A 23,992-nucleotide genomic window follows, 5' to 3' on the forward strand; every position below is an offset into this window, starting at 1 on the left:
TTCTCGGCGATGACGTATTCGGGTCGCAGTTCTCCGACGACACGGTACATCTCGGGCCAGAAGTCGAAGGCGACGCGACGACCTCGAGATGCGGTGCTGAACGGCTGGCAGGGGAAGCCGCCGCATACGACATCCACGGTGATCCCGTCGCGAACAAGTCGAGTTGCCGTAAGGTCTCTGATGTCGGCATAGCGGGGCACCTCCGGCCAGTGCTTCTCAAGAACGCGGCGGGGGAAATCGGCCACCTCGCAGAAGGCTGCGGTCTTGAAGCCGCCGGTTCGTTCCAAGCCGAGAGCGAAGCCGCCAATCCCGCTGAACAGGTCTAGCGTGCGAAGGCCGCTCATGCTGCACCTCCAGCATAGAGGGCAGAGCCGAGGCCGAAGCAGGCAATTTGGCGTGGGATTGGTACGGTGTACCGAAAGACCCCTACGTTGCGAGCGTACCAAACGGCAGCGTTTGCAGGGGATCGAATGGTGGGCGTGACAGGGATTGAACCTGTGACCCCTACGATGTCAACGTAGTGCTCTCCCGCTGAGCTACACGCCCATTCGACGAAGCGGCATAGACCATAGGCGCATCGGGCGGTCAAGCCCGATGCGGGGCGGCCCCGTCAAAAAATCAGGCGGCGTCCTGAAGCATCTTGCCGACCTCTTCCACGAGCTCGCGCAGGTGGAAGGGCTTGGACAGGATCTTGGCGTCCTTCGGGGCCTTGGAGTCCGGGTTGAGCGCGACGGCCGCAAAGCCCGTGATGAACATCACCTTGAGATCGGGGTCGAGCTCGGTGGCGCGGCGCGCCAGCTCGATGCCGTCCATCTCCGGCATCACGATGTCGGTCAGGAGCAGCGAGAAGGGCTCCTCGCGCAGGCGCTCGTAGGCCGAGCCGCCGTTGTCGTAGGAGGTGACCTCGTAGCCCGCCTTTTCCAGCGCCTTGGCCAGGAAGCGGCGCATGTCGTTGTCGTCTTCGGCCAAAAGGATCTTGTACATCATCGCATCCGTCGAGCCGCGGCGCATCCGCCGGGCATGAAACCTTGTCCAAGACGATCCTTTTAGCAGATTGCTTAAGCAAGGGCTAAATGGAATGTTCAAGGGCGGATCGAGCCCGAATTGATCCCATCCTTGGTTTCGTAAACGTGGAAAAGGGGACGTGCATTTTGGCAGCCGGAGCACCGAGCCTCCAAACCGCGGCGGGCCCCTGTCCCGCCTTCGAGGTGTTCGAGCCGGCGCGCCAGACGACGCCCTTCGTGTTCTGCTCGCCCCATAGCGGGCGCGCCTATCCCGCGCCCTTCCTCGCCCAGACTCGGCTTTCCTCCTCCGCCATCCGGCGCTCGGAGGACCTCTTCGTCGATCAGCTCTTCGACTTCGTGCCTGCGCTCGGCGCTCCCATGCTCGTGGCGCGGTTTCCGCGCGCCTATCTCGACGTCAACCGCGAGCCCTACGAGCTCGACCCGGCCATGTTCGAGGGCGCGCTTCCGCCCCGCGTCAACTCGGCCTCCATGCGCGTGGCCGGCGGGCTTGGCACCATTCCGCGCATCGTCGCCGAGCGCGAGGAGATCTACGCCGGCAAGCTGCCGGCGGCGGAGGCGCTGGAGCGGATCGAGGGGATCTACATGCCCTTCCACGAGACGCTGGAAGCGCTGATCGAGACGACGCGTCGCCGCTTCGGCCTCGCGATCCTGATCGACTGCCATTCCATGCCGTCTTCCGTGCGCCCGCTTCCCGGCGGGCCGAAGGCCGACATCGTGGTCGGCGATCGCTTCGGCACCAGCGCCTCGCACCACTACGTTTCCATGGTGACGCACCGCCTCGCCGCGCTCGGTCTCGATGTGACGCGCAACAAGCCCTATGCCGGCGGCTTCATCACCGAGCGATACGGCCGGCCGCGCTCCGGGGTCCATGCGATCCAGCTCGAGATCAACCGGGCGCTCTATGCCGACGAGCGCAACTTCCTGCCGCACCAGGCCTTCGGCGATTTCCGGCGCGTCCTGTGGGAGTTCGTCGCCTGCTTCTCGGCCGAGGTCGAGGCCGAGCTCCAGCGCCCGGCCGCAGCCGAATAGGGCGCCCGGACGGGCATGGGGGCCTCGCCAAGCGGCGGGGCGGCGTTCATAGAAGGGTCCCGCGCTCACGGAGACCGCCCGCCCCATGTCCATGCTTCCCGATGCCGCCTTCCTGTTTCGTCTCGCCGAGGCCGCCGCCCGCGAAACGCTGCCGCGCTTCCGCACCGCGCTCCAGGTCGATTCCAAGCCCAAGGAGGGCGTTTCCTTCGACCCGGTGACGGAAGCCGACCGCGAGGCCGAGCGCGCGATCCGCGCTCTGATCGAGGCGGAATACCCGACCCACGCGATCCTCGGCGAAGAGTTCGGCCGCTCGGGCTCGGGCGACCATCTCTGGGTGATCGACCCGGTGGACGGCACGCGCCCCTTCATCTGCGGCCTTCCCGTCTGGGGTACGCTGATCGGGCTGACGGTGCGCGGGCGCGCCGAGATCGGCATCATGAGCCAGCCCTATACGCGCGAGCGGTTCTGGGCGACGGGCGAGGGGGCGTTTGCCGACGGGCCGATGGGCGAAACGCGCCTTCGGGTGCGCGACGTCGGCGCGCTGGCGCAGGCGACCGTGTTCTCCTCGGCGCCCGAGCTGTTCCGCGGATCCTTGAAGGAGCGCTTCCAGGCGCTCAGCGACCAGACGCGGCTGACGCGCTTCGGCGCCGACTGCTATGCCTTCGCGATGCTCGCGGCGGGCCATGTCGACCTGTGCGTCGAGCCGGGCCTCCAGCCCTACGACATCGTCGCCCTCACGCCGATCGTGGAGCGGGCGGGGGGCATCGTCACCACCTTCTCCGGCGATCGCCCGGAAAACGGCGGCGACATCGTCGCGGCCGCAACGCCTGCCCTGCACGAGGCGGCGCTGCGCATTCTCAACGGCTGAGGGGCTCGGTCGCGGGCGTTGCCTCGGCGGCGACCGCGCGCTCCAGCAGCGATTCGTCGACCCTCGGCAGAGGGTCGGCTTTCGGCAGCGCGCCGGCGAAGAAGGCCTCGATCGCCGCCAACGCCGGCTCGCGAAAGGCGTCCGCCTCCTGCAGGAGTTCGTGCCGGGCGCCGGGTAGACGGATGGAATGGCCCGATCGCATGCGCCAGGCGAGGCGCTCGGCCGCCGGCGTCGACACCACGCGGTCGTCGCCGGGCAGGAGAAACAGGGCGGGCAGGTCCAAGGCGGCGATCCGATCGGAATCGTCGAGGCGGCGCGAGGCCTTGAGGACGGCGCGCAGCCAGGAGGCCGACAGGGCGTCCACGAAGAGGTGGGGCGCGGCGTCCTGAAGCGCGCGGTTGCGCTCGAAGCGGCCGCCGTCGCTCGTCAGCGCGTTTCCGCCAAGGCTCGAACCGGGGCCGACGCGCCGGGCCCTGCGCACCGGCAGGAAGCCGAGGCCGCACCCGTGGAGAAGACCCGCCACCAGCCCTTGCGCACGCCGGAGGGCCGGGGAGCCGGGAAGGGCGACGAGCGGCGCGATCAGCGCCATGCGCTCCACATGCGGCGACAGGATGCGCGTTGCGGTGAGCGCCACGAGGCCTCCCATGGAATGGGCGAGCACGGCATAGGGGCCGGGGCAGCGGTCCAGCACCACGTCGGCGAGGAAGCGGTGAAGGTCGCCCTCCAGAAGGGCGAACCGCGGGAGATGCCCGACACGGGGCCAGGGTCCGAGCCGGCCCGATCCGCCCTGGCCGCGCCAGTCGAACGTGGCGACGGTGAAGCCCAACCGGTTGAGATCGCCGATCGTCTCGAAATACTTCTCGATCGCCTCGTTGCGCCCCTGAAGCAGGATCACGGTGCCCCGGCTCGTCATCTCGGCGGGCCCGCGGCCGACGGCGTAGCGCAGGCGCACGCCCCGGCCGAGATCGAGAAAGCCGGTTTCGAGGCCCGCCGGCATGGGGTTGGCCTCGATGGAGGCGAAGGCGTCAAGCGGATCGGGCACGGCGCCTCCGTGGGGCGGGCGAGGGGCACGAGCGTTCGCGCCGGACGGCTTTCGATCTAGCTCACAACGGCGGCGGGTTGAAGGCTTGGCAGGGGCGCTAAAGGAAGGGGTCGAGGTCGAGAGCCCCATATCGAGGCTCTCGACCCCAAGCGGCCGGGACGGAAGGGACGGGACGCCCTCGGCCGTTCGCGAGATGGGAAAGGGGCAAGCGCTCGCCCCTCCGGGAGAGGGCTCGGCGCCTTATCCCCATCGACGGGACGCCGCGACTGTCCGGTCGATGGGGCGAACCTACGGGGCGCCAGGTGAACGGCGGCGGAAGGGCGCGTTCATCTGCCGTTCAGACGAATCCCAGGCTGCAAGCCGTTGAGGGGCGAGGGCGAATATTTTGAGAAAGGATGCCGCGAGGATCGCTTGAAGCCACTCTTTGATGCACCCATCTCAGCCTTGCGATCGCCGCCTGGCGGGGTCGCTGGTCCGACCGGTCAAGGCCGCCGCTTGCTTGCGGGGTCACTCGAAAGCCCGGTCCGGCCAAACGCTGAAAACCGTTGCTTCTGATGGAGAACAAAACCATGCGTCAGTTCGATTTTGCCCCGCTTTACCGCTCCACCGTCGGCTTCGACCGGCTCTTCTCGATGCTGGATGCCGCCGGCACGGCCGAGAACGCGCAGAGCTACCCGCCCTACAATATCGAGCGCACCGGCGAGAACGCCTATCGCATCACCATGGCGGTGGCGGGCTTCTCGGAAACCGAGCTTTCGATCGAGTCGCGCGAGAACGCGCTGACCGTGAAGGGCGAGAAGGGCGAGGACGCGGCAGGGGCTTCCGAGTTCCTGTATCGCGGGATCGCGGGCCGCGCCTTCGAGCGCCGCTTCCAGCTGGCCGAGCATGTCGAGGTCAAGGGAGCGAGCCTGAAGAACGGGCTCCTTCACATCGACCTCCAGCGCGTCGTGCCCGAGGCCCTGAAGCCGCGCCGGATCGCGATCGCGACGGCCAATGGCAACGAAACCAAGACGATCGAGGCGAACGCCGCCTGATTTTCTGGGCCGTAGCCTGAATGAGAACGGCGCCCCTCGGGGCGCCGTTTTTCGTATCAGGCGATGAGATCGCAGAAGCGGCTGACATCTGCTTCCTCGCTCGACCAGGAGGTCACGAGGCGGATCAGCTGCTCGCCCTCGCCCACGAGGTCGGGCAGGTCGTGCGGCGCGTTCCAGTCGTAGAAGGTGGCCCCTTCCGCCCGCAGGCGCTCGGCCACCGGCACCTCCACCACGGCGAAGATCTCGTTGGAGCGCGTGTCCCAGGCTTCGCGCGCATGGCGCGAGCGGCGAAGACCCGCCCTCAGGTCGTCGGCCATCGCGTTGGCATGGGCGGCGAGCCGCAGCCACAGGCCGTCCTCCAGATAGGCGTCGAACTGCGCGGCCATGAAGCGCGTCTTGGAAAAGAGCTGGGCGCCGCGCTTGCGGATATAGGGAAACTGCTCGGCCTTGGCCGGATCGAAGAACACCACGGCCTCGGCGCACCAGCAGCCGTTCTTGGTGGCCCCGAAGCTCAGGATGTCGACGCCCGCGCGCCAGGTCATATCGGCGGGCGAGGCGTTCGTCGCCACCAGCGCGTTGGCGAAGCGCGCCCCGTCCATGTGGAAGGCGAGCCCGCGCTCGTGCGCGATCTCGCTCAAGGCGGCCACCTCGTCCAATGCGTAGAGCGTTCCCGCTTCCGTCGCCTGGCTGAGCGAGACCGCCATCGGCTGGCCGGCATGCACGAAGCCGGGGCGGAAGCGTTCGAGCTCGCGGCGAAGGGCTGCCGGCTCCATCCGCCCGAATGCGCCGTCCACCGGCACCATGCGCGCGCCATGCGTGAAGAATTCGGGCGCGCCGCACTCGTCCTGCGCCACATGCGCCTCGCGGTGGCACATGACGACGCCGCCCGGCCGGTTTACCGCCGCGAACGACAGGGAGTTGGCGGCCGTCCCCGTTCCCACGAAGTAGACGGCGACCTCGCGCTCGAAGATGGCGTTGAAGCGCGCCTCGACCGCCTTGTCGATGTCGCTCGCGCCGTAGGCGGCGGCCATGCCCGAGCCATGGCGGACGAGGGATTGCGTGACGGCGGGATGGGCGCCGGACCAGTTGTCGGAAGCGAAGATCATGAAGGTCCCTAACCCGGCGCGGGCGCGTGCGTCAAAGCCGCCGGCTTTGCGATCGGGACGGAGCCAAGTTAGAACGGGTCTTGCCGGTCGAAAGCAATTCTGTCATAAGCGGCGAAATAGGGCAGTAGTGCTGACCTATATGGGCTTCCGGGGTTCCCGGCGGCCGGAGGGATTGCCCGGCAGGGAGAGCCGGTCGGTCGAAACCAGAGTTTCGGGCATGCGCGGCGCGCGAGGGATCGACTTTCCGGTCGGACCCGCGCGCCAAAACCTTGCCCGCCATGTCATGCCGCCCTTCTCAGGGGCGACGTTCCGAAAGGGAGACGCGAAATGACGAACGAAACGCCATTCAGCATCGAGGGTGCGGCCATTACGACCGCGAACACCACGATCGGCGCCGTCAAACCGCGCCGCCTGCCGGAGGCACAGGGTCTCTACGACCCCGCACGCGAGCACGATGCCTGCGGCGTCGGCTTTATCGCGCATATGAAGAACCAGAAGTCCCACTCGATCGTCGAGAAGGGCCTGAAGATCCTTCATAACCTCGAGCATCGCGGGGCGGTGGGCGCCGACCCGCTGATGGGCGACGGCGCCGGCATGCTGGTGCAGATTCCGCACGCCTTCTTCGCCGAGGAAATGGCGGCACAGGGCATCGAGCTGCCCGAGCCCGATCACTACGGCGTCGGCTTCGTGTTCATGCCGCAGGACGAGGCGCGCCGGCTCCACTTCAAGGCGCTGTTCGAAGAGGCGGCGGCCGAGGAAGGCTGCGCGGTTCTGGGCTGGCGCGACGTGCCGGTCGACAATTCGTCGCTCTCCAAGGCGTCCGAAATCGCGGCCACCGAGCCGGCCCACCGGCAGGTCTTCATCGCGCGCCCAGCATCTGCCACCACGGACGACGATTTCGAGCGCAAGCTCTACATCATCCGCAAGGTGGTCTCGAACCGGGTCTATGCGGAAGCGCAGTCGGTCGATACCGACTTCTACGTCGTGTCGCTCTCGTCGCGCACGATCGTCTACAAGGGCATGTTCCTGAGCTATCAGGTCGGCGCCTACTACCGGGATCTGCGCGATCCGCGCTTCACCTCGGCCATCGCGCTCGTCCACCAGCGCTTTTCCACCAACACGTTCCCGTCCTGGCGCCTCGCCCACCCCTACCGGATGGTGGCGCACAACGGCGAGATCAACACGCTGCGCGGCAACGTCAACTGGATGGCGGCGCGCCAGGCCTCGGTCGATTCCGAGCTCTTCGGCAACGACATCTCCAAGCTCTGGCCGATCAGCTACGAGGGGCAGTCGGACACCGCCTGCTTCGACAACGCGCTCGAATTCCTGACGCAGGGCGGCTACCCGCTCGCCCACGCCATGATGATGCTGATCCCCGAGGCCTGGTCCGGCAATCGGGAGATGAGCCCGGAGCGGCGCGCCTTCTACGAGTACCACGCCGCCCTGATGGAGCCTTGGGACGGGCCGGCCTCCGTGTGCTTCACGGACGGGCGCCAGATCGGCGCGACGCTGGACCGCAACGGCCTGCGCCCCGCGCGCTACGTCGTCACATCGGACGATCTCGTGATCCTCGCCTCCGAGGCGGGAACGCTCGACGTTCCCGAGGAGACGATCGTCAAGAAGTGGCGCCTCCAGCCGGGCCGCATGCTCCTGATCGACCTCGAAAAGGGCCGGATCGTCTCGGACGAGGAGGTCAAGAACGAGATCGCGGGGGGCAACCCCTATCGCGATTGGCTGCGCTCGACCCAGCTGATTCTGGAGGACCTGAAGCCGGTGCAGCCGCGCGCATCGCGCGCCGACGTCTCGCTTCTGGATCGCCAGCAGGCCTTCGGCTACAGCCAGGAGGACACGCGTGTCCTGATGGCGCCGATGGCCACCACCGGCCAGGAAGCCATCGGCTCGATGGGCACCGACACGCCGATCTCGGCGATGTCCGAGAAGTCGAAGCTCCTCTACACCTATTTCAAGCAGAACTTCGCGCAGGTCACCAATCCGCCGATCGACCCGATCCGCGAGGAACTGGTGATGAGCCTCGTCTCGTTCATCGGCCCGCGTCCCAACATCCTCGACCTCGAAGGCACCTCGCGCCGCAAGCGGCTCGAAGTGCGCCAGCCGATCCTGACCAACGCGGACCTCGAAAAGATCCGCACGATCGGCCACACCGAGGACCGGTTCGACACCAAGACGCTGGACACGACCTATCCGTCGGAGCAGGGCGCGGCCGGGATGGCGGGCGCCGTCGAGCGCCTGTGCGAGCGCGCGGAAGCCGCCGTCGTCGGCGGCTACAACATCATCATCCTGTCCGATCGCCAGATGGGGCCTGACCGCATCCCGCTGCCTGCGCTGCTGGCGACGGCCGCCGTGCACCACCACCTGATCCGCAAGGGCCTGCGCACCGCCGCCGGCCTCGTGGTGGAATCGGGAGAGCCGCGCGAGGTGCATCATTTCGCGTGTCTCGCCGGCTACGGCGCGGAAGCGATCAACCCCTATCTCGCCTTCGATACGCTGATCGCCATGCATGCGCGCGGCGACTTTCCGCCGGAGGTCGACGCCAAGGAAGTGGTCGGCCGCTTCATCAAGTCGGTCGGCAAGGGGCTCCTCAAGGTCATGTCCAAGATGGGCATCTCGACCTATCAGAGCTATTGCGGCGCTCAGATCTTCGACGCGATCGGCCTCAAGTCCGAGTTCGTGAAGCAGTATTTCGCCGGCACCTCGACGACGATCGAAGGCGTCGGGCTGGACGAGGTCGCGCGCGAAACGGTGGAGCGGCACACGCTCGCCTTCTCCGACGATCCGGTGCTGGCGCGCTCGCTCGAAGTCGGCGGCGAATACGCCTACCGCATGCGCGGCGAAAGCCACATCTGGTCGCCGGACGCGGTGGCGACGCTCCAGCACGCCGTGCGCCTCGACAGTTACGACACCTACAAGGAATACGCCGCGCTCGTGAACGAGTCGGCCGTCGCCAACTCGACCATTCGCGGCCTGTTCAAGATCCGCCTCGCCGAAGACGTCGGCCTCTCGCCCGTTCCCCTCGACGAGGTCGAGCCGGCGGCCGAGATCGTCAAGCGCTTCTCGACCGGGGCGATGAGCTTCGGCTCGATCAGCCGCGAGGCGCATTCGACGCTGGCCGTCGCGATGAACCGGATCGGCGGCAAGTCGAACACGGGCGAGGGCGGTGAGGAGCCGGACCGCTACCTCCGGCTCGCCGACGGCTCTGCCAACCCGGAACGCTCGGCGATCAAGCAGGTGGCGAGCGGACGGTTCGGCGTGACGACGGAATATCTCGTCAACGCCGACATGCTGCAGATCAAGGTGGCGCAGGGTGCCAAGCCCGGCGAGGGCGGCCAGCTGCCGGGCCACAAGGTGGACGCGACGATCGCCAAGACGCGGCACTCGACGCCCGGCGTCGGCCTGATCTCGCCCCCGCCGCACCACGACATCTACTCGATCGAGGATCTGGCGCAGCTCATCTACGACCTGAAGAACGTCAATCCGGCGGCCGACATTTCGGTAAAGCTCGTCTCGGAAGTCGGCGTCGGCACGGTCGCGGCGGGCGTTGCCAAGGCGCGCGCCGACCACATCATCGTGTCGGGCTACGACGGGGGCACGGGCGCTTCGCCGCTCACCTCCATCAAGCATGCCGGTAGTCCTTGGGAGATGGGTCTTGCCGAAACGCAGCAGACGCTGGTGCTCAACGGCCTTCGCTCGCGCATCGCCCTCCAGGTCGACGGCGGGCTTCGGTCGGGCCGCGACGTCGTGATCGGCGCGCTGCTGGGCGCCGACGAGTTCGGATTCTCGACGGGCCCGCTGATCGCGGCCGGCTGCATCATGATGCGCAAGTGCCACCTCAACACCTGCCCCGTCGGCGTCGCCACGCAGGACCCGGTCCTTCGCAAGCGCTTCAAGGGCACGCCCGAGCACGTCATCAACTTCTTCTTCTTCGTTGCGGAAGAGGTGCGCGAGATTCTTGCCGCGATGGGCCTTCGCTCGGTGGCCGAACTCGTCGGGCGCTCCGAGCGCCTGGACAAGCGCGAGCTGATCGACCACTGGAAGGCCAAGGGCCTCGACTTCTCCAGAATGTTCTTCAAGCCGGAAGCGGCACCGGAGGAAACTTTCTGGACCAAGCGCCAGGAGCATCCGATCCACGACGTTCTCGACCGCCGCCTGATCGAAAAGGCCGAGGTCGCGCTCACCACGCGCCAGCAGGTCGAGATCGAGACCCCGATCGCCAGCGTCGACCGTTCGGCCGGCGCCATGCTGTCGGGCGAGGTCGCCAAGCGCTTCGGCCACAAGGGTCTGGCCGAGGACACGATACGGGTGAAGCTGACGGGCACCGCTGGCCAGAGCTTCGGCGCGTTCCTCGCCAAGGGCGTCACCTTCGATCTCGTCGGCGACGGCAACGACTATGTCGGCAAGGGCCTGTCGGGCGGCAAGATCATCGTGCGCCCGCGTCCCAACACGCGCATCGTCGCCGAAGAGTCGATCATCGTCGGCAACACGGTGCTCTACGGGGCGATCGGGGGCGAGTGCTACTTCCGGGGCGTGGCGGGCGAGCGCTTCGCCGTGCGCAACTCGGGCGCCATCGCCGTCGTCGAGGGCGTCGGCGACCATGGCTGCGAGTACATGACGGGCGGCATCGTCGTCATTCTCGGGCACACGGGCCGCAACTTCGCGGCCGGTATGTCCGGCGGCATCGCCTATGTCTACGACCCGGAAGGCAACTTCGCCAACCGCTGCAACATGGCCATGGTCGAGCTGGAGCCGGTGCCCGAGGAGGACGACCTCCTGGAGAAGCTGCACCACCACGGCGGCGACCTCCAGCACAAGGGGCGCGTCGACGTTTCGTCCAACATGACGGGGCACGACGACGAGCGGCTTTACCGTCTGATCTCCAACCATCTCGAACACACGGGCTCGACCCGGGCGAAGGAGATGCTGGAGCACTGGGAAACCTACCGGCCCAAATTCGTGAAGGTCATGCCGGTGGAATATCGCCGGGCGCTTCAGGAGATGGAGCGCATGCGCATGGGCGTCGCCGCCGAATAAGGCGACGGCGCGCCGACCCGGGGACGGTCGGCAGCGGACGGACTGCAGGCGAACGCCGGACACCCGGCGTGCGCTGACCCCGCCGCGCGAGCTCGCGAAGATTGGACGCGTTCTACTTTCGCGGAATTTGGTGTAAGGCGACGATGATCGCGACCGGGGCCATGGAGCGACCGGCCGACGTCGCGCCGCGGACGGACACGTCTCGTCTGGATAGGCGTGGACGGAAGACGGAGGGTGCTATGGGCAAGGTGACGGGCTTTCTCGAGATCGACCGCCAGACGGCGAAATATCAGCCGGCCTCCGACCGAATTCGCCATTTCCGCGAGTTCACCTTGCCGATGTCGGACGAGGAGGTCGGCAAGCAGGCGGCGCGCTGCATGGATTGCGGCATCCCCTTCTGCCACGGCCCGACCGGCTGCCCCGTCCACAACCAGATCCCGGACTGGAACGATCTCGTTTATTCCGGCGACTGGGAAGGGGCGATCCGCAACCTCCATTCCACCAACAACTTTCCCGAATTCACCGGCCGCATCTGCCCCGCCCCGTGCGAGGAAGCTTGCACCCTGAACCTCGAGGACGCGCCGGTCTCCATCAAGACGGTGGAACAGGCGATAGCCGACAAAGCCTACAAGCTCGGCCTTATCAAGCCGCAGCCGGCCGAGACGCAGACCGGCAAGCGCGTCGCCGTGATCGGCTCGGGCCCGGCCGGCCTTGCCGCCGCCCAGCAGCTCGGCCGCGCGGGCCATGAGGTCCATGTCTTCGAGCGCGAAAGCCGCGCTGGCGGCTTGCTGCGCTACGGCATTCCCGACTTCAAGATGGAAAAGCACTGGATCGACAAGCGCGTCGAACAGATGGAAGGCGAGGGCGTCACCTTCCATTACGGCGTCCATGTCGGCAAGGAAAAGCCGCTCGCCGAATTGCAGGACGAGTTCGACGCCGTTCTCTACTGCGGCGGCGCCGAGCGCCCGCGCGAGGCCGGCATTCCGACCAACGGCCTCGAAGGCATCCACGACGCGATGCCCTATCTCGTCCAGCAGAACCGGCGCGTCGGCGGCGAGCCGGTGGCGAGCGCCGGCTGGAACTCCGGCGAGATCTGGGCAGGCGCCAAGCATGTTGTCGTCGTCGGCGGCGGCGACACGGCGTCCGACTGCGTCGGCACGGCCTTCCGCCAGGGTGCCGTCAAGGTCACCCAGCTCGACATCCGCCCCCAGCCGCCCCGGACCGAGAACAAGCTTGAGGTCTGGCCCTATTGGGCGACCAAGATGCGCGTGTCCTCCTCCCAGGCCGAGGGCGCGGTGCGCGAGTTCCAGGTGGCGACGCTCGAATTCATCGGCGAGGACGGCCAGCTGACCGGCGTCAAATGCGCCGAGGTGGACGAGCGCCGCAAGCCGATCCCCGGCACCGAGTTCGTTATCCGCGCCGATCTCGCCTTCATCGCCATCGGCTTCGCCGGCCCGTTCACCGACGGCATTCTGGCGGAAGCCGGCGAGACCCTGGCGCTGAAGGCCGACTCGCGCGGCAACGTCTCGGTGAAGGCCGACGACAAGTCCTATGCGACCTCGATTGAGGGCGTCTACGCCGCCGGCGACGTGCGCCGCGGCCAGTCGCTCGTGGTCTGGGCGATCCGCGAAGGGCGCCAGGCCGCCCACGCCATCGATCTCGCCCTCACCGGGCAGACGACGCTGCCGCGCTGACATCTTTCGCGAGCGCTTCCGGGCGCTAGTTCGCCTCTCGTCTTGATGCGGGAGGCGATATGGACTGGTTCGGGACGATCGACGCCTATTGCGAGCGCGTGGATGCCGGCTTCTGGTCGGAGCCGGTCAACGCCGTCTCCAACCTCGCCTTTCTCGTCGGCGCCGCCCTGGCGTATCGAGAATGGCGCCGGCGGGGCGGGCACGACGGCGCCAGCCTCTTCCTGATCGCGCTCGTCGCGGTGATCGGGACCGGCTCCTTCCTCTTCCACACCTTTGCCAACGGCTGGTCGCTCATCGCCGACGTCCTGCCGATCGCCGTCTTCATCTATGGCTTCTTCGGCCTGGCGCTTTATCGCTTCCTCCGTCTGCATGCGGTGGCCACTATGGCCGGCACGATCCTCTTCGCCGCCCTGGCGCAAGGGGTGGAGCGTCTAGCCGAGCCGCTTCTCGGCTCCTCCGCATCCTATCTGCCGGCGCTTCTGGCGCTGGGTGGCATCGGCGCGTGGCTGGCATCGCGGGGGAGCGGTGCCGGGCGTCTGCTCCTCTTGGCGGCCGGCGTGTTCGCTGTCTCGCTCACCCTACGCACGCTAGACGGCCCGCTCTGCGCCGCTTGGCCGCTCGGCACCCATTTCCTCTGGCACATCCTCAACGCCGCGACGCTGACGCTCTGTCTTCTGGCCGCGATCCGCTTTCCCCGCATGAAGGCTTGAAGGCGCCAAGAAAAAGGGCCGGACGCTTCCCCCGAAGCATCCGGCCCTCAGCGGTCCCCCGCTGGAAGCAGTCGGTCAGCTCTGCGGTGCGTTGCGGCGGCGATCGGCCAGCCGTTCCTTGCCTTGGAGCACGACCACGCGCGCGTTCATCGGAACGCGCTCGTAGAGATCCATGATGTCCTGGTTCATCAGGCGGATGCAGCCGGACGACACGGACTTGCCAATCGACCACCATTCCGGCGTGCCGTGCAGGCGGTAGAGCGTGTCCTTGTTGCCCTGGTAGAGGTAGAGGGCGCGCGCGCCGAGCGGGTTCTGGAGGCCCGGATTCATGCCGACCTCGTTGCCGTAGGGCTTGAGCTCGGGGCGGCGCGCGATCATCTCGACCGGCGGAAACCACTTCGGCCAGTGCTGCTTGTCCTTGATCTCGGCCTCGCCGGCCCAGGAGAAGCCGGCCTTGCCGACGCCGATGCCGTAGCGCATCGCCGTGCCCTGCGGCTCGACAACGTAGAGGAAATGATTGGCGGTATCCACGACCACCGTGCCCGGCTCCATGCCTTCGGCGCTGTAGACGACGCGCTGGCGGCGGAACTTCTCGTCGACCTTGGAGATCGGGATCGCGGGCAGCTTGAAGCCGCCGTCCTCGACCGAATCGTAGGCCGTCAGTTCGACCGGGCCGAGCGGGCCGCCGGAGATCACGGTCTCCACCGGCGCGACATAGGCCTGCGCCATCGGAACCGCCGTCGGGCTGATCATGGCGCGCTGCTGCGACTGCGTGGTGCAGCCGGCGATGGCAGCCAGGGCGGCGAGCGAGACGCCGAGAAGAAAAGGATGCGAGCGGGTGTTCATGAAGCGTCCGGTGCGGCTGCGAGGGCAAGAACGGCCAGGCTGACGGGCTTCCGGGACAAGCATCCCCCGTCGGAGGCCTCCTGTCTCTGGTACGCCCATGCCCGAGGCGTGGCAACGGACCCGAGTAGACCCTCTTATGGTTAAGATCGGGTTTGTTGCCCACGCACCACAGTTGACGCTGGGCTCTGCCGCGACATGTCTGTCCCCAGCGGCAAAAATTCGAAGGATTACGGGGACTTCGGATGAATATCGGAGAAGCGGCAAGGCGGTCCGGACTGCCGGCGAAGACGATCCGGCACTACGAGGATCTCGGTCTCGTCGCGCCCGCGCGTAAGGCCAACGGCTACCGCGAATACGGGGAGCGGGACCTGCATGTCCTGCGCTTTCTCCAGCGCTCCTGCTCGCTCGGCTTCTCCATCGACGAGACGCGCCGCCTCCTGTCGTTCTACGGACCGGGCGCCCGGCGCGACGAGGCGCGCAAGGTCGCGCTGCGCCGCCTCGTCGAGATCGAGCGCAAGATGGAGGAGCTGGAAACCCTGAAGCGCGCCGTGGCAGCGCTCACCGACGAGGCGGGCGAGGGCGCCCGCCGGGAATGGCCGGTGCTGGACGAGGTGCGCAACGAAGGCGCCCGCATGCCGCGTCCGGCATTCTGACGAACCTTGCGAACGTGCGGAGGCAGGTTGAACCCTCTGCGCGCAAACCCTAAAGCGGCGAGGTGTCTCGGAATCCAGCGCTTTGGCCTCCACTGACGCCTGTGTGTGCGACGTGCTGACGTTCAGTGCTTGTCCACAACGGGAATCGCTCAAGGCTTGCCGTGCGCGGCGGCCCGCCGCCGGGCCGGAGCCCCGCCCCGAAGCAAAACCGACGCGAACGGCCAGTGATCCTGAATGAGTCAGGGTCGGACGGACCCTTGTGATGCCGAAGGCCGTTCGGACGATCTCGGAGATTGTTTCGAACGTCGGGCGCGCCGGCTGACCGGTTCTCTCCCGCCGCGTCGCTTCGGAGCGAGATACGGATCTCGTCCGTCCTCCGGACGTGTCGCCGATGCTTGCCTTGCATCGACTGCGTTCGACCCTCGGCGGTGCGGCGACGACTGCTCGCCGATCCTCCGTCGGGAACTCCCGAAACCGTCCTTGGGAACGCTGCGAAGACCAACGCGTCGATCAGGTCGGCGGCTTCGGTATCTCGCCGAGCTACGTCGGGGCAGGGTACCCATGTAGGCCGACTTTCGAACCTCCATCCGGTGCCCCTCGGATGACCGCCGCCGAAGCTTGAACCTGTATAGAGGCGCGGGGACCGGCATCCGACGCGGACCCGATCCGGACGCCTTCGAATATGCGCCGGCAAGGGCGAATTCGCCCCAAGGCCGAACACGGGATCATCGCAGGATCTGTCCCGAAGGAAACGGCCAAGGGCCTTCGGCCGACCCGCGCGGCGCTTGGAGCATGTGGGCTCGGTCCGGCATGGGTCGGTCAGCCCGCAAGTCCGACCCTGGCATTCGTGCCGCGACGGATCGGCGCGTTGCCGTTTTGTTTCTCACCCGAGCTTGATTCGGCTCCACTTTCTTGCTTTTCCGTACCCCATGCCTCTCGTTTCCCCCTTCCGCCGCGATCCGCTCGTCGACGGGCGCCAGTCCGAGCGCGCCATGCTGGTGCGCCGCGGTGTCCAGCGGCTGATGATCCAGATGCGCGTGTCGGTGCTGCCCGAGATCCCGCTCGTGTCGGGGCGGCGGGCCGATCTTCTCTGCCTGTCGGAAAAGGGCGAGTTCTCGATCGTCGAGATCAAGTCCTCGATCGAGGACTTCCGTGTCGATCGCAAGTGGCCGGAATACCGGCTCCACTGCGACCGTCTGTATTTCGCGACGCACCCGGGCGTCCCGCTCGACATCTTTCCCGAAGACTGCGGGCTGATCCTGTCGGACGGCTACGGCGCCGAAATCCTGCGCGAGGCGCCGGAGGAAAAGCTGGCCAGCGCTACGCGCAAGGCGCTGACGCTGCGCTTCGCGCGGCTGTCGGCCGACCGGCTTCTCCAGGCGGAATGGGTCGCCAACCCCTACCTGACCGGCGGGGACGGCGAATAGCCGAGCGTCTCGTTCAGCGCGGCGCGCGCTTGGCGAGAATGCGCTGCAGGGTGCGCCGGTGCATGGACAGGCGCCGAGCGGTTTCCGACACGTTGCGGTCGCACAGCTCGTAGATGCGCTGGATGTGCTCCCAACGGATGCGATCCGCCGACATCGGGTTTTCCGGCGGCTCGGCCTTGGTTTCGGGATCGCGCAGGAGCGCAGCCAGCACTTCGTCGGCGTCCGCAGGCTTGGCGAGATAATCGATCGCGCCTAGCTTCACGGCGTTCACCGCGGTCGCGATGTTGCCGTAGCCGGTCAGGACAACGGCGCGGGCGCTCGGACGCTGGCGCCGCAGGGCCTCGATCACGTCGAGCCCGTTGCCGAGGCCGAGGCGCAGGTCCACCACGGCATAGGCAGGCGCGCCCGAACGCAGCGCCGACAGGCCCTCGGCGACGCTTTCCGCCGTCTTGACCTCGAAGCCGCGCTGCTCGAAGGCGCGCGCCAGACGGCCGACGAACGGGCGGTCGTCGTCGACCAGCAGCATGGTACGGTCTTGCGAAGAGGAAGGCGCCCGCGTGGACGCATCGTGGGGATCGGCCAGCATGATGAATGTTCCTTCTTTGATCTCAAGATAAGTCGTTTCCCCGACTTATCAACCGACCGATCGGGTCGCGCCTCGCTATCCCAGCGGGGGCGGTGCGAGATCGAGGATTTCGGCTTCCGTCGCGGGTGCGATGGTGAGGCGGTCGAGGCTTTCGGTCGGCCAGGACACGGCGACGCGCGCACCCGGCCCGTCGGCCTCCGCCCGGTTGGAAAAGCGGATGCGCGCGCCCGAGCGCTCCAGCAGCGTCTTGGCGATGAAGAGCCCAAGCCCGAGGCCCCCGCCGGACTGGCGCTTGTCGCCCTCGCGCGTCGACATGTACGGGTCGCCGATCCGCGCCAGCACCTCCGGTGAGAAGCCGTTGCCGTCGTCGACGATGTCGATCTCGACGCGGTCCGGCCGCCAGGACATGCACACGACGACCTCGACGCTGGCGAAATCCACCGCGTTCTCGATCAGGTTGCCGAGCCCGTAGATCACCCCGGCATTGCGCTTGAGGACAGGTTCGGGGCCGATCGCCTCCAGCTTGCGCACGCGGATTGCGATGCCGAAGTCGCGGTGCGGGGCGACGGCTTCCTCCACCAGCGAGGACAGGGGAAGGCGCGCCAGATGCTCCTCTGACACGGAGGACAGGGACGCGAGCTGGCGCAGGATGCCCCGGCAGCGCTCCGACTGGGTGACGAGAAGGTCGATGTCCTCGCGCATCGGATGATCGAGCGGCACGGCGCGACCCATTTCCTTGGATACGAGGGCGATCGTGGCGAGCGGCGTGCCGAGCTCGTGGGCGGCGGCGGCCGCGAGGCCGTCGAGCGCCGACAGGTGCTGCTCGCGCTGGAGCATCAGTTCGGTCGCAGCCAGCGCGTCCGACAGGGTGCGCGCCTCGGCCGCGACGCGGTAGATGTAGAAGGTCGAGAAGATCAGCGTCGTGACCAGCGCGAACCACATGCCCCCCAGATAGGAGAAGGGCAGGACGAAGCTGGCTTCCGGCGGCCAGGGGATCGGCAGATGGACGAAAGCGAGAACGGTGGCGCAGGCGACCGCCAACGTTCCGAGACCCACCGAGACGCGGGCGGGCTGCGTCGCCGCCGCGATCATGGCGGGCACCACGAGAAACACCGCGAACGGGTTCTGGATGCCGCCGGTCAGGAACAGGAGGCCGCTCGGCTGAATGATGTCGAAGGCGAGGATCGCCGCCATCTGTCGTTCGGACAGCCGCTCGGCCTTGCGGAAGCGAAGGGTCAACCAGATGTTGAGGCAGACGGACACGCCGATCAGCGCGAAGCAGGCGAAGACCGGATAAGGGTACCACAGCCCCCAGGCGACGAAGACGCAGGCCGCCGTCTGGCCGGCTATCGACAGCCAGCGAAGGCGCGTCAGCGTCGCCAGACGCACCCTCTGCCCCTCGCGCGACAGCCGCCCTTCCAGCGGAAGGTCCGTATCCCAGTCCAGGCCTTGAGCGATCGTCATCATGTCAAGCGAATTAGGTGCGCCCGTGCTTTCGCATAGATGCGGCACCGCAACGCAGCGCCGTCCCCGCTAGCTCCGCGGCTTGGCGCGGCTCGTGGGGGCGGCGGTCGCGGGGTCCTCCGGCCAAGGGTGGCGGGGGTAGCGGCCGCGAAGGTCGGCGCGCACGTCGGCCCAGGAGCCCCGCCAGAAGCCCGGCAGGTCGCGGGTGATCTGGATCGGCCGGTGGGCGGGCGACAGGAGTTCCAGGATCAGCGGCAGACGGCCGTCGGCGATGCTCGGATGCCGGGCGAGGCCGAACAGTTCCTGGACGCGCACCGCCAGGACCGGGCCTTCCGCCTCGTAGCGGATCGGCAGGTGCGAGCCGGTCGGCGCGGTGAAGTGGGTGGGGGCGAGCGCGTCGAGGCGCCGTGCCTCGCCGGGCGGCAGGCGGGACAGGAGGGCCTGTCGCAGCACGTCCTCGCCGATCTGCGACAGGGCGCTCGCGCCCGGCACGAAGGGCAGGAGCCAGTCGTCGAGTTCGGCCAGAAGCGTTTCTTCGCTGAAATCCGGCCAGCCGGCCGAGGAGCCATAGGCGGGCCCGAGAAAGCGCAGGCGCGCCAGAAGGCGCTCGCCCTCCCGGCCCCAGGGCAGGGCGCGAAGGCCGAGGGTGCGAACGCCCGCCATCAGCGCGCGCACCGTCGCCTCGCCCGGCGGTGTCGGCAGGGGCGCCTCGGCCAGAACCGCGCGGCCGAGGCGGCGGACGCGCCGCGCGCGCACCGAACGGCTGGGCGGGTCGAAGAAAAGCGTGTCCTCCTCCACGATGCGGGCCTGGAGGAGCGCGTCGAGGCGTGCCCTGTCGATCGCCGCCGCGCTGCGGATGCGCCCGGTGCGCGGGCCGGGGCCCGCCGCAACGCCCTGAAGGTCGGCCACCACCAGCGCCGCCTCGCGCGACAGAGCGTGCTCGCGCTCCAGCGTCCCGCCCCGCCCGTTGGCGAGGACGAACGAGCCGGGGGCCCCTCGTGCCAGGGCCACCCGGTCGGGATAGGCGAGCGACAGAAGCGCGCCCGCGTCCTCGTCGTCCACCGCGTCGGACAGGGGAGGCGCCTGCGCCGCGATCCGATCGGCGAGCGCCAGCGCCGAACGGGCGCGAGGGCTCCGGTCGGCGCGCCACAGGCGCAGGCGCTCGGCGAGATCCACCGCCGGACCGCCGAGGCCCGGCTCGGTGAGGAGCACGGCGAGGCGCGCCGCCGCCTTTCTCGCCGGCCCGGGCCGGGCGCCCGCCACCATCCGCGCGAGGCGCGGGGGGAGGGGCAGGTCGCGCATCGCCTCGCCCGCCGGCGTCATCCGCCCGTCCGCGTCCAGCGCGCCGAGGTCGAGAAGGAGCGCGCGCGCTTCCGCGACGGCGGGGGCAGGGGGCGGATCGAGGAAGCGCAGCGAGGCCGGGTCGGACACGCCGAAGGCGAGCGCGTCGAGCACCAGGGCCGACAGGTCGCTCGACAGGATCTCGGGCCGGTCGAAGGCGTCCAGCGCCCCGGTCTGCTCCGGCCGCCACAGGCGGATCACCTCGCCCGGCGCGGTGCGCCCGGCGCGCCCGGCCCGCTGGTCGGCCGAAGCCCGGGACACGCGCACCGTTTCCAGGCGCTGGAGGCCGGTCGCCGGCTCGAACACCGGCTGACGCTTCAGGCCGGAATCGATCACCGTGGTCACCCCGTCGATGGTGATCGAGGTTTCCGCGATCGTGGTGGCGAGCACGACCTTGCGCTTTCCCGCTAGGGCGGGGCGGATCGCCAGATCCTGCGCGGCGCCCTCCAGCCTGCCGTAGAGCGGGGCAAGGAGGACATCGGCCGGCAGTCGCCCGTCCAGGCGCTCCAATGTGCGCTCGATCTCGCGCTGCCCCGGCAGAAAGGCGAGGATCGAGCCGGAGCCCGCCCCGATCTCTTCGCGCACCGCGCGCGCCACGGCATCCTCCACCGGCTCGTCCGGCGTCCGGTCGCGGTAGCGCACGGCGACGGGAAAGGCCCGGCCCCGGCTTTCCACCACCGGCGCGTCGCCGAGCAGCGATGCGACCCGCGCCCCGTCGAGCGTCGCGGACATGACGAGGAGCTTGAGGTCGGGGCGCAGCGCCTCGCGCACGTCGAGGGCCAGCGCCAGCGCGAAGTCGCCGTCGAGCGAGCGTTCGTGGAACTCGTCGAAGAGGATGGCGGCGATGCCGGCCAACTCGGGGTCCGAGAGGATCATGCGCGTCGCCACGCCTTCCGTGACGACCTCGATGCGGGTGCGGGCCGAGACGCGCGTGTCGAGGCGCATGCGCCAGCCGACCGTTTCGCCGGGTTTCTCGCCGAGGATGTCGGCCATGCGCGCGGCGGCGGCGCGCGCGGCGAGCCGGCGCGGCTCGACCAGGATGATGCGTCCTTGGCTCAGAACCGACAGGAGATGGAGCGGCACCAGCGTCGTCTTGCCGGCGCCCGGCGGGGCGACGAGGACCGCCGCCCCGTTCGCCGCCAGCGCTCGGCCCAGCGGCTCGAGCACTTCGGAAACGGGCAGCATGGGAAGGACGGGCGCGCGGGTCATCGTCCGCTTATGGCTCCGAGCCCCGAGCCCGTCCACCGCTCAGATCGCGCTCGCCCCGACATTGACGGCGAGCGCCAGGACCGTGGTGTTGAACAGGAAGGCAAGGATCGTGTGGGCCAGCACCAGTTCGCGCATCGCCCGGCTCGTCACCGCGACGTCCGAGGTCTGGCAGGCGGCGCCCATGGTGAAGGCGAAGTAGAGGAAGTCGAGATAGTTCGGGGAGCGCTTGTCGCCGGGAAAGTCCAGCCCGCCCTCGTCGTCGGGCACGCGAAAGAAGGCGCCGGCATAGTGCAGCGCCATCATCACCTGCGTCACCGTCCAGGACAGGAGGATGGTGGCGCCGCTGAGGGCCAGCCGCCAGACATTGGGATTGTGCTCGTCGAGCCCGTGCAGCTCGATCGCGATCGCGCCGAAGGAGGCGAAGATGGCGAGCCCCGTGAGGACAAGGATCGTGCGCCGCCCTTCGTCTTGGCGCCGCGCTCGGCGGCGGATATCGCCGGTGTCGGAGCGGCGCATCATCAGGGCGACCGAGACCAGATAGAACAGGACGCCGCAGTCCCAGCCGACAAGGATGCGCGTCGAAAGCCTCAAGGCCGAGGGCAGGAGAAGCGCGACGCCGACCGTCAGCGCCACGGCGATCAGAAGGCGCGGGCGCGCCCTGACGCCTCGGATCAGCGCGCGGTGAAACGTGTGGGTGCCGGGCTTGGGCGCCATCGCCGGAACGTCCTTCCCAATTTACCCCGGTTTCCCGAACATCCGGGCGTTCGCTTGGGGGAAAGGATCGGCTAAAGGAAAGGATGCGTCTCGGCAACCAGCCGGGCGCCCCATGCCGTCCCCGCGCCTGCAGCCCCACCCGCAGCCCCAAGGTCCCGCCCCATGTCGAACGCTCCCGCCGTCGATGCGCCCATCCCGCCCGCCAGCGGTCGCGACGCCCGCCCGACCCTGGTCCTGACCGGCGCCTCGCGCGGCATCGGGCATGCCACGGTGAAGCGCTTCTCGCGCGAGGGCTGGCGCGTCATCACATGCTCGCGGCAGGACTTCGCGGCCGACTGCCCCTGGCCGGCGGGGCCGGAGGACCACATCAAGGTGGATCTGTCGGACCCGGAGGACGTCGGCTACGCCGTGTCCGAGATCCGCCAGCGCCTCCAGGCCAACGGCGGGCGCTTAAGCGCCCTCGTCAACAACGCCGCGATCAGCCCCAAGGCGGAAAAGGGCGCGCGCATGGATTCCATCCGAACGCCCATGCATGTCTGGCGCGACGTGTTCCAGGTCAACTTCTTCGCGCCGATCATGCTGGCGCGGGGCCTCCATACCGAGCTTTCCACCGCCAAGGGTTCGATCGTCAACGTCACCTCGATCGTCGGCAGCCGGGTCCACCCGTTCGCCGGCACCGCCTATGCGACCTCGAAGGCGGCGCTGGCTTCGCTGACGCGCGAGATGGCGGCCGACTTCGGGCCGGACGGCATCCGCGTCAACGCCATCGCGCCGGGCGAGATCGACACGGCCATCCTGTCGCCGGGCACGGAAAAGATCGTCGAGCAGATCCCGATGCGCCGCCTCGGCAAAACGGCGGAGGTTGCCGACATCATCTATTTCCTGTGCTCGGACCAGTCATCCTACGTCAACGGTGCCGAGATCCACATCAACGGCGGCCAGCACGTCTAGCCGGGCCGCCTTGGCCTTCCAGCGCTCAAGGCTGGCGGGCGAGCGCCCGCGCGTGGTCGAGAAGCCGGTCGACGAAGGCGTCGAGGCGCTCGCCGTCCGCCGGGTCGGCAAAGCGCCCCTTGGCGTCGAAGCCGGGCTCGCCGCTCGTCAGATGGAACTCCAGCGTCATCACCTCGGCGCCGAGCGCGCCAAGCGTCGCGCGAAGCTGGCTCGCCGCCTGGGGGCTGCGGCGCGCGTCGCCACCGATCGCCAGCGCCACAACGAGACGGGCGAAGGGCTGCCCGATCCGCTCGGCGGCGCCCGCCGCATGCGCGATCCAGTCGATCGCGTTGACGAGGGCCGGCGGCGGCGCGGCGTGGATTTCCGGGCAGACGAGCAGCACCGCGTCCTGAAGCGCGAGGCGCTGGGCGAGGAGCTTGGCGTTCTGCGGGATGTCGCCGGCCAGCCCGTCCTCGAAGAAGGGCAGGGGATAGTCGGCAAGATCGGCCGCGGTGAGCGCGACATCGCTGACGCCGAGCGCACGCGTCGCTTCGCCCGACAAACGGGCGGCGGGGCGGCCCGGCGCGGCGCCGCTCAAGAGAACCAGGATGCGAGGGGTCAATGGCGCGGCGCGGGGCTCGGCGCGCCGGCCTGCGAATAGATCCAGACGCGCGCCGGGGGAATGTTGTCCCAGACGATCGGCGAGGCCGACACGTCGAAGAGTTCGGGCACCGCCTTCACCGGCGGCTTCCAGAGATAGGACAGCTGCGTGAGGTTGCCGCCCGGCCGGAGCCGCTCGAAATAGCGGCGGAACAGGGCCTGACGTTCCTCTTGCGCAAAATTGACGATCGGAATGGCGAAGAGGATCGCGGCGAACTTCGTCGCGCCGCCGTCGCCCAAGGTCTTGTCGAGGTCGAACCCGTCGCCCTGGATGACGTTGACGGCGGGGAAGCGTTCTTTCAGGAGGCGCGCGAACTCCGCGTCGTACTCGATCGAGGTGATGCGCGCGGGCTCGACGCCGGCATCCAGAAGCGCGCGTGTGACGCAGCCGAGGCCCGGCCCGAGCTCCAGGATCGGCCCGTCCAACCCGGTCGTGGCCGAGGCCACCATGGTCGCGCAGTAGCGGGCGGAGGAGGGGGCGACGGCCCCCATCTTCACCGGGCTGCGCATCCAGGTTCCGAAGAAGCGGGCGAGGTCGCGCCGCTTCTCGCCGGCCTTCGCGTGTGTCGCCTGGTTCGTCATGGCGTGTCGCCTTCCTCGTCGGTTTG

General features: G+C 68.6%; 20 protein-coding genes and 1 tRNA gene. 9 read left to right on the forward strand and 12 right to left on the reverse strand.

The features are described from left to right. From H7A85_RS14160 to H7A85_RS14170, 3 genes are all read right to left on the reverse strand, one after another. Nucleotides 1–344: DNA cytosine methyltransferase (locus H7A85_RS14160; protein ID WP_182086609.1), on the reverse strand; the 344-nt coding region annotated here is incomplete at its 3' end. 127 nt (nucleotides 345–471) lie between these two features. After that, a tRNA-Val gene (locus H7A85_RS14165) sits at nucleotides 472–546 on the reverse strand. A 72-nt stretch (nucleotides 547–618) separates the two neighbouring features. Next, the gene (locus tag H7A85_RS14170; RefSeq protein WP_182086610.1) at nucleotides 619–987 is read right to left on the reverse strand and encodes a response regulator; all 369 of its coding nucleotides are present in this window, start codon (nucleotides 985–987) and stop codon (nucleotides 619–621) included. Between the two features lie 164 nt (nucleotides 988–1,151). Here H7A85_RS14170 and H7A85_RS14175 point away from each other — a divergent pair, with 164 nt between their 5' ends. Both H7A85_RS14175 and hisN read left to right on the forward strand, forming a co-directional pair. Beyond that, nucleotides 1,152–2,054 carry an N-formylglutamate amidohydrolase gene (locus H7A85_RS14175; protein WP_244631198.1) on the forward strand — a complete coding sequence of 301 codons (903 nt, stop codon included), beginning with the start codon at nucleotides 1,152–1,154 and terminating at the stop codon, nucleotides 2,052–2,054. 91 nt (nucleotides 2,055–2,145) lie between these two features. Then, the gene (gene hisN / locus H7A85_RS14180; RefSeq protein WP_210270262.1) at nucleotides 2,146–2,922 is read left to right on the forward strand and encodes a histidinol-phosphatase; all 777 of its coding nucleotides are present in this window, start codon (nucleotides 2,146–2,148) and stop codon (nucleotides 2,920–2,922) included. Here the strand turns inward: hisN and H7A85_RS14185 are convergent. Beyond that, nucleotides 2,912–3,964 (reverse strand): alpha/beta hydrolase, encoded by a 1,053-nt coding sequence (locus tag H7A85_RS14185; RefSeq protein WP_182086613.1) that lies wholly within the window; start codon nucleotides 3,962–3,964, stop codon nucleotides 2,912–2,914. The two genes, hisN and H7A85_RS14185, sit on opposite strands and share 11 nt — an antisense overlap. 569 nt (nucleotides 3,965–4,533) lie before the next feature. Between H7A85_RS14185 and H7A85_RS14190 the strand changes: the two genes are divergently transcribed. After that, complete coding sequence (locus H7A85_RS14190; RefSeq protein ID WP_182086614.1) at nucleotides 4,534–4,998, forward strand: Hsp20 family protein; 465 nt, start codon at nucleotides 4,534–4,536, stop codon at nucleotides 4,996–4,998. Between the two features lie 56 nt (nucleotides 4,999–5,054). Here H7A85_RS14190 and H7A85_RS14195 read toward each other — a convergent pair whose 3' ends face one another. After that, complete coding sequence (locus H7A85_RS14195; protein WP_182086615.1) at nucleotides 5,055–6,104, reverse strand: low specificity L-threonine aldolase; 1,050 nt, start codon at nucleotides 6,102–6,104, stop codon at nucleotides 5,055–5,057. Between the two features lie 327 nt (nucleotides 6,105–6,431). Between H7A85_RS14195 and gltB the strand changes: the two genes are divergently transcribed. The 3 genes from gltB (at nucleotide 6,432) to H7A85_RS14210 (ending at nucleotide 13,554) form a co-directional block, all read left to right on the forward strand. After that, the gene (gene gltB, locus H7A85_RS14200) at nucleotides 6,432–11,150 is read left to right on the forward strand and encodes a glutamate synthase large subunit (RefSeq protein WP_182086616.1); all 4,719 of its coding nucleotides are present in this window, start codon (nucleotides 6,432–6,434) and stop codon (nucleotides 11,148–11,150) included. Nucleotides 11,151–11,389: 239 nt separating this feature from the next. Then, on the forward strand, nucleotides 11,390–12,844 hold the full coding sequence (locus H7A85_RS14205) for a glutamate synthase subunit beta (RefSeq protein WP_182086617.1): 1,455 nt from the start codon (nucleotides 11,390–11,392) through the stop codon (nucleotides 12,842–12,844). Nucleotides 12,845–12,903: 59 nt separating this feature from the next. Beyond that, the gene (locus tag H7A85_RS14210) at nucleotides 12,904–13,554 is read left to right on the forward strand and encodes a ceramidase domain-containing protein (protein ID WP_182086618.1); all 651 of its coding nucleotides are present in this window, start codon (nucleotides 12,904–12,906) and stop codon (nucleotides 13,552–13,554) included. A 75-nt stretch (nucleotides 13,555–13,629) separates the two neighbouring features. Here the strand turns inward: H7A85_RS14210 and H7A85_RS14215 are convergent, their stop codons facing one another. Next, a complete protein-coding gene (locus tag H7A85_RS14215; RefSeq protein ID WP_182086619.1) occupies nucleotides 13,630–14,400 on the reverse strand; it encodes a L,D-transpeptidase in 771 nt (256 codons plus the stop codon). Nucleotides 14,401–14,642: 242 nt separating this feature from the next. On the opposite strand from H7A85_RS14215, the gene H7A85_RS14220 reads away from it, so the two are divergent. Together H7A85_RS14220 and H7A85_RS14225 are read left to right on the forward strand one after the other, a co-directional pair. After that, nucleotides 14,643–15,053 (forward strand): MerR family transcriptional regulator, encoded by a 411-nt coding sequence (locus tag H7A85_RS14220; protein ID WP_182086620.1) that lies wholly within the window; start codon nucleotides 14,643–14,645, stop codon nucleotides 15,051–15,053. A 929-nt stretch (nucleotides 15,054–15,982) separates the two neighbouring features. Further along, nucleotides 15,983–16,480, forward strand: coding sequence for an MmcB family DNA repair protein (locus tag H7A85_RS14225; protein WP_182086621.1), 498 nt, complete (start codon nucleotides 15,983–15,985; stop codon nucleotides 16,478–16,480). A 13-nt stretch (nucleotides 16,481–16,493) separates the two neighbouring features. Here H7A85_RS14225 and H7A85_RS14230 read toward each other — a convergent pair whose 3' ends face one another. The 4 genes from H7A85_RS14230 to H7A85_RS14245 form a co-directional block, all read right to left on the reverse strand. Further along, entirely contained in the window at nucleotides 16,494–17,066 is a 573-nt protein-coding gene (locus tag H7A85_RS14230) for an ActR/PrrA/RegA family redox response regulator transcription factor (RefSeq protein ID WP_182086622.1), read from the reverse strand. Nucleotides 17,067–17,141: 75 nt separating this feature from the next. Beyond that, nucleotides 17,142–18,530 (reverse strand): ActS/PrrB/RegB family redox-sensitive histidine kinase, encoded by a 1,389-nt coding sequence (locus H7A85_RS14235; protein ID WP_182086780.1) that lies wholly within the window; start codon nucleotides 18,528–18,530, stop codon nucleotides 17,142–17,144. Nucleotides 18,531–18,599: 69 nt separating this feature from the next. Next, on the reverse strand, nucleotides 18,600–21,080 hold the full coding sequence (gene hrpB, locus H7A85_RS14240) for an ATP-dependent helicase HrpB (RefSeq protein WP_182086623.1): 2,481 nt from the start codon (nucleotides 21,078–21,080) through the stop codon (nucleotides 18,600–18,602). 39 nt (nucleotides 21,081–21,119) lie between these two features. After that, the gene (locus H7A85_RS14245; RefSeq protein WP_182086624.1) at nucleotides 21,120–21,794 is read right to left on the reverse strand and encodes a DUF1345 domain-containing protein; all 675 of its coding nucleotides are present in this window, start codon (nucleotides 21,792–21,794) and stop codon (nucleotides 21,120–21,122) included. A gap of 162 nt (nucleotides 21,795–21,956) precedes the next feature. Here H7A85_RS14245 and H7A85_RS14250 point away from each other — a divergent pair, with 162 nt between their 5' ends. Continuing rightward, nucleotides 21,957–22,745, forward strand: coding sequence for an SDR family oxidoreductase (locus H7A85_RS14250; protein ID WP_244631199.1), 789 nt, complete (start codon nucleotides 21,957–21,959; stop codon nucleotides 22,743–22,745). A 25-nt stretch (nucleotides 22,746–22,770) separates the two neighbouring features. On the opposite strand, the gene H7A85_RS14255 is transcribed toward H7A85_RS14250, so the two are convergent. Further along, nucleotides 22,771–23,346, reverse strand: coding sequence for an NADPH-dependent FMN reductase (locus H7A85_RS14255; RefSeq protein WP_182086625.1), 576 nt, complete (start codon nucleotides 23,344–23,346; stop codon nucleotides 22,771–22,773). Next, nucleotides 23,343–23,966, reverse strand: coding sequence for a methyltransferase domain-containing protein (locus H7A85_RS14260; RefSeq protein ID WP_182086626.1), 624 nt, complete (start codon nucleotides 23,964–23,966; stop codon nucleotides 23,343–23,345). Before H7A85_RS14260 ends, H7A85_RS14255 begins: the two co-directional genes overlap by 4 nt. Nucleotides 23,967–23,992 lie beyond the last annotated feature (26 nt).

The organism is Aureimonas sp. ME7 (assembly GCF_903970965.1).
In the GTDB taxonomy this organism is placed as follows: domain Bacteria; phylum Pseudomonadota; class Alphaproteobacteria; order Rhizobiales; family Rhizobiaceae; genus Aureimonas.

Excerpts from the sequence above, each read along its gene's own strand:
- H7A85_RS14250 (WP_244631199.1), top strand. The coding sequence starts at position 21,957 with ATGTCGAACGCTCCCGCCGTCGATGCGCCCATCCCGCCCGCCAGCGGT.
- gltB (WP_182086616.1), top strand. The coding sequence starts at position 6,432 with ATGACGAACGAAACGCCATTCAGCATCGAGGGTGCGGCCATTACGACC.
- H7A85_RS14245 (WP_182086624.1), bottom strand. The coding sequence starts at position 21,794 with ATGGCGCCCAAGCCCGGCACCCACACGTTTCACCGCGCGCTGATCCGA.
- H7A85_RS14235 (WP_182086780.1), bottom strand. The coding sequence starts at position 18,530 with ATGACGATCGCTCAAGGCCTGGACTGGGATACGGACCTTCCGCTGGAA.
- H7A85_RS14190 (WP_182086614.1), top strand. The coding sequence starts at position 4,534 with ATGCGTCAGTTCGATTTTGCCCCGCTTTACCGCTCCACCGTCGGCTTC.
- H7A85_RS14195 (WP_182086615.1), bottom strand. The coding sequence starts at position 6,104 with ATGATCTTCGCTTCCGACAACTGGTCCGGCGCCCATCCCGCCGTCACG.
- hisN (WP_210270262.1), top strand. The coding sequence starts at position 2,146 with ATGCTTCCCGATGCCGCCTTCCTGTTTCGTCTCGCCGAGGCCGCCGCC.
- H7A85_RS14230 (WP_182086622.1), bottom strand. The coding sequence starts at position 17,066 with ATGCTGGCCGATCCCCACGATGCGTCCACGCGGGCGCCTTCCTCTTCG.
- hrpB (WP_182086623.1), bottom strand. The coding sequence starts at position 21,080 with ATGACCCGCGCGCCCGTCCTTCCCATGCTGCCCGTTTCCGAAGTGCTC.
- H7A85_RS14220 (WP_182086620.1), top strand. The coding sequence starts at position 14,643 with ATGAATATCGGAGAAGCGGCAAGGCGGTCCGGACTGCCGGCGAAGACG.
- H7A85_RS14170 (WP_182086610.1), bottom strand. The coding sequence starts at position 987 with ATGATGTACAAGATCCTTTTGGCCGAAGACGACAACGACATGCGCCGC.
- H7A85_RS14225 (WP_182086621.1), top strand. The coding sequence starts at position 15,983 with ATGCCTCTCGTTTCCCCCTTCCGCCGCGATCCGCTCGTCGACGGGCGC.
- H7A85_RS14260 (WP_182086626.1), bottom strand. The coding sequence starts at position 23,966 with ATGACGAACCAGGCGACACACGCGAAGGCCGGCGAGAAGCGGCGCGAC.
- H7A85_RS14205 (WP_182086617.1), top strand. The coding sequence starts at position 11,390 with ATGGGCAAGGTGACGGGCTTTCTCGAGATCGACCGCCAGACGGCGAAA.
- H7A85_RS14210 (WP_182086618.1), top strand. The coding sequence starts at position 12,904 with ATGGACTGGTTCGGGACGATCGACGCCTATTGCGAGCGCGTGGATGCC.
- H7A85_RS14215 (WP_182086619.1), bottom strand. The coding sequence starts at position 14,400 with ATGAACACCCGCTCGCATCCTTTTCTTCTCGGCGTCTCGCTCGCCGCC.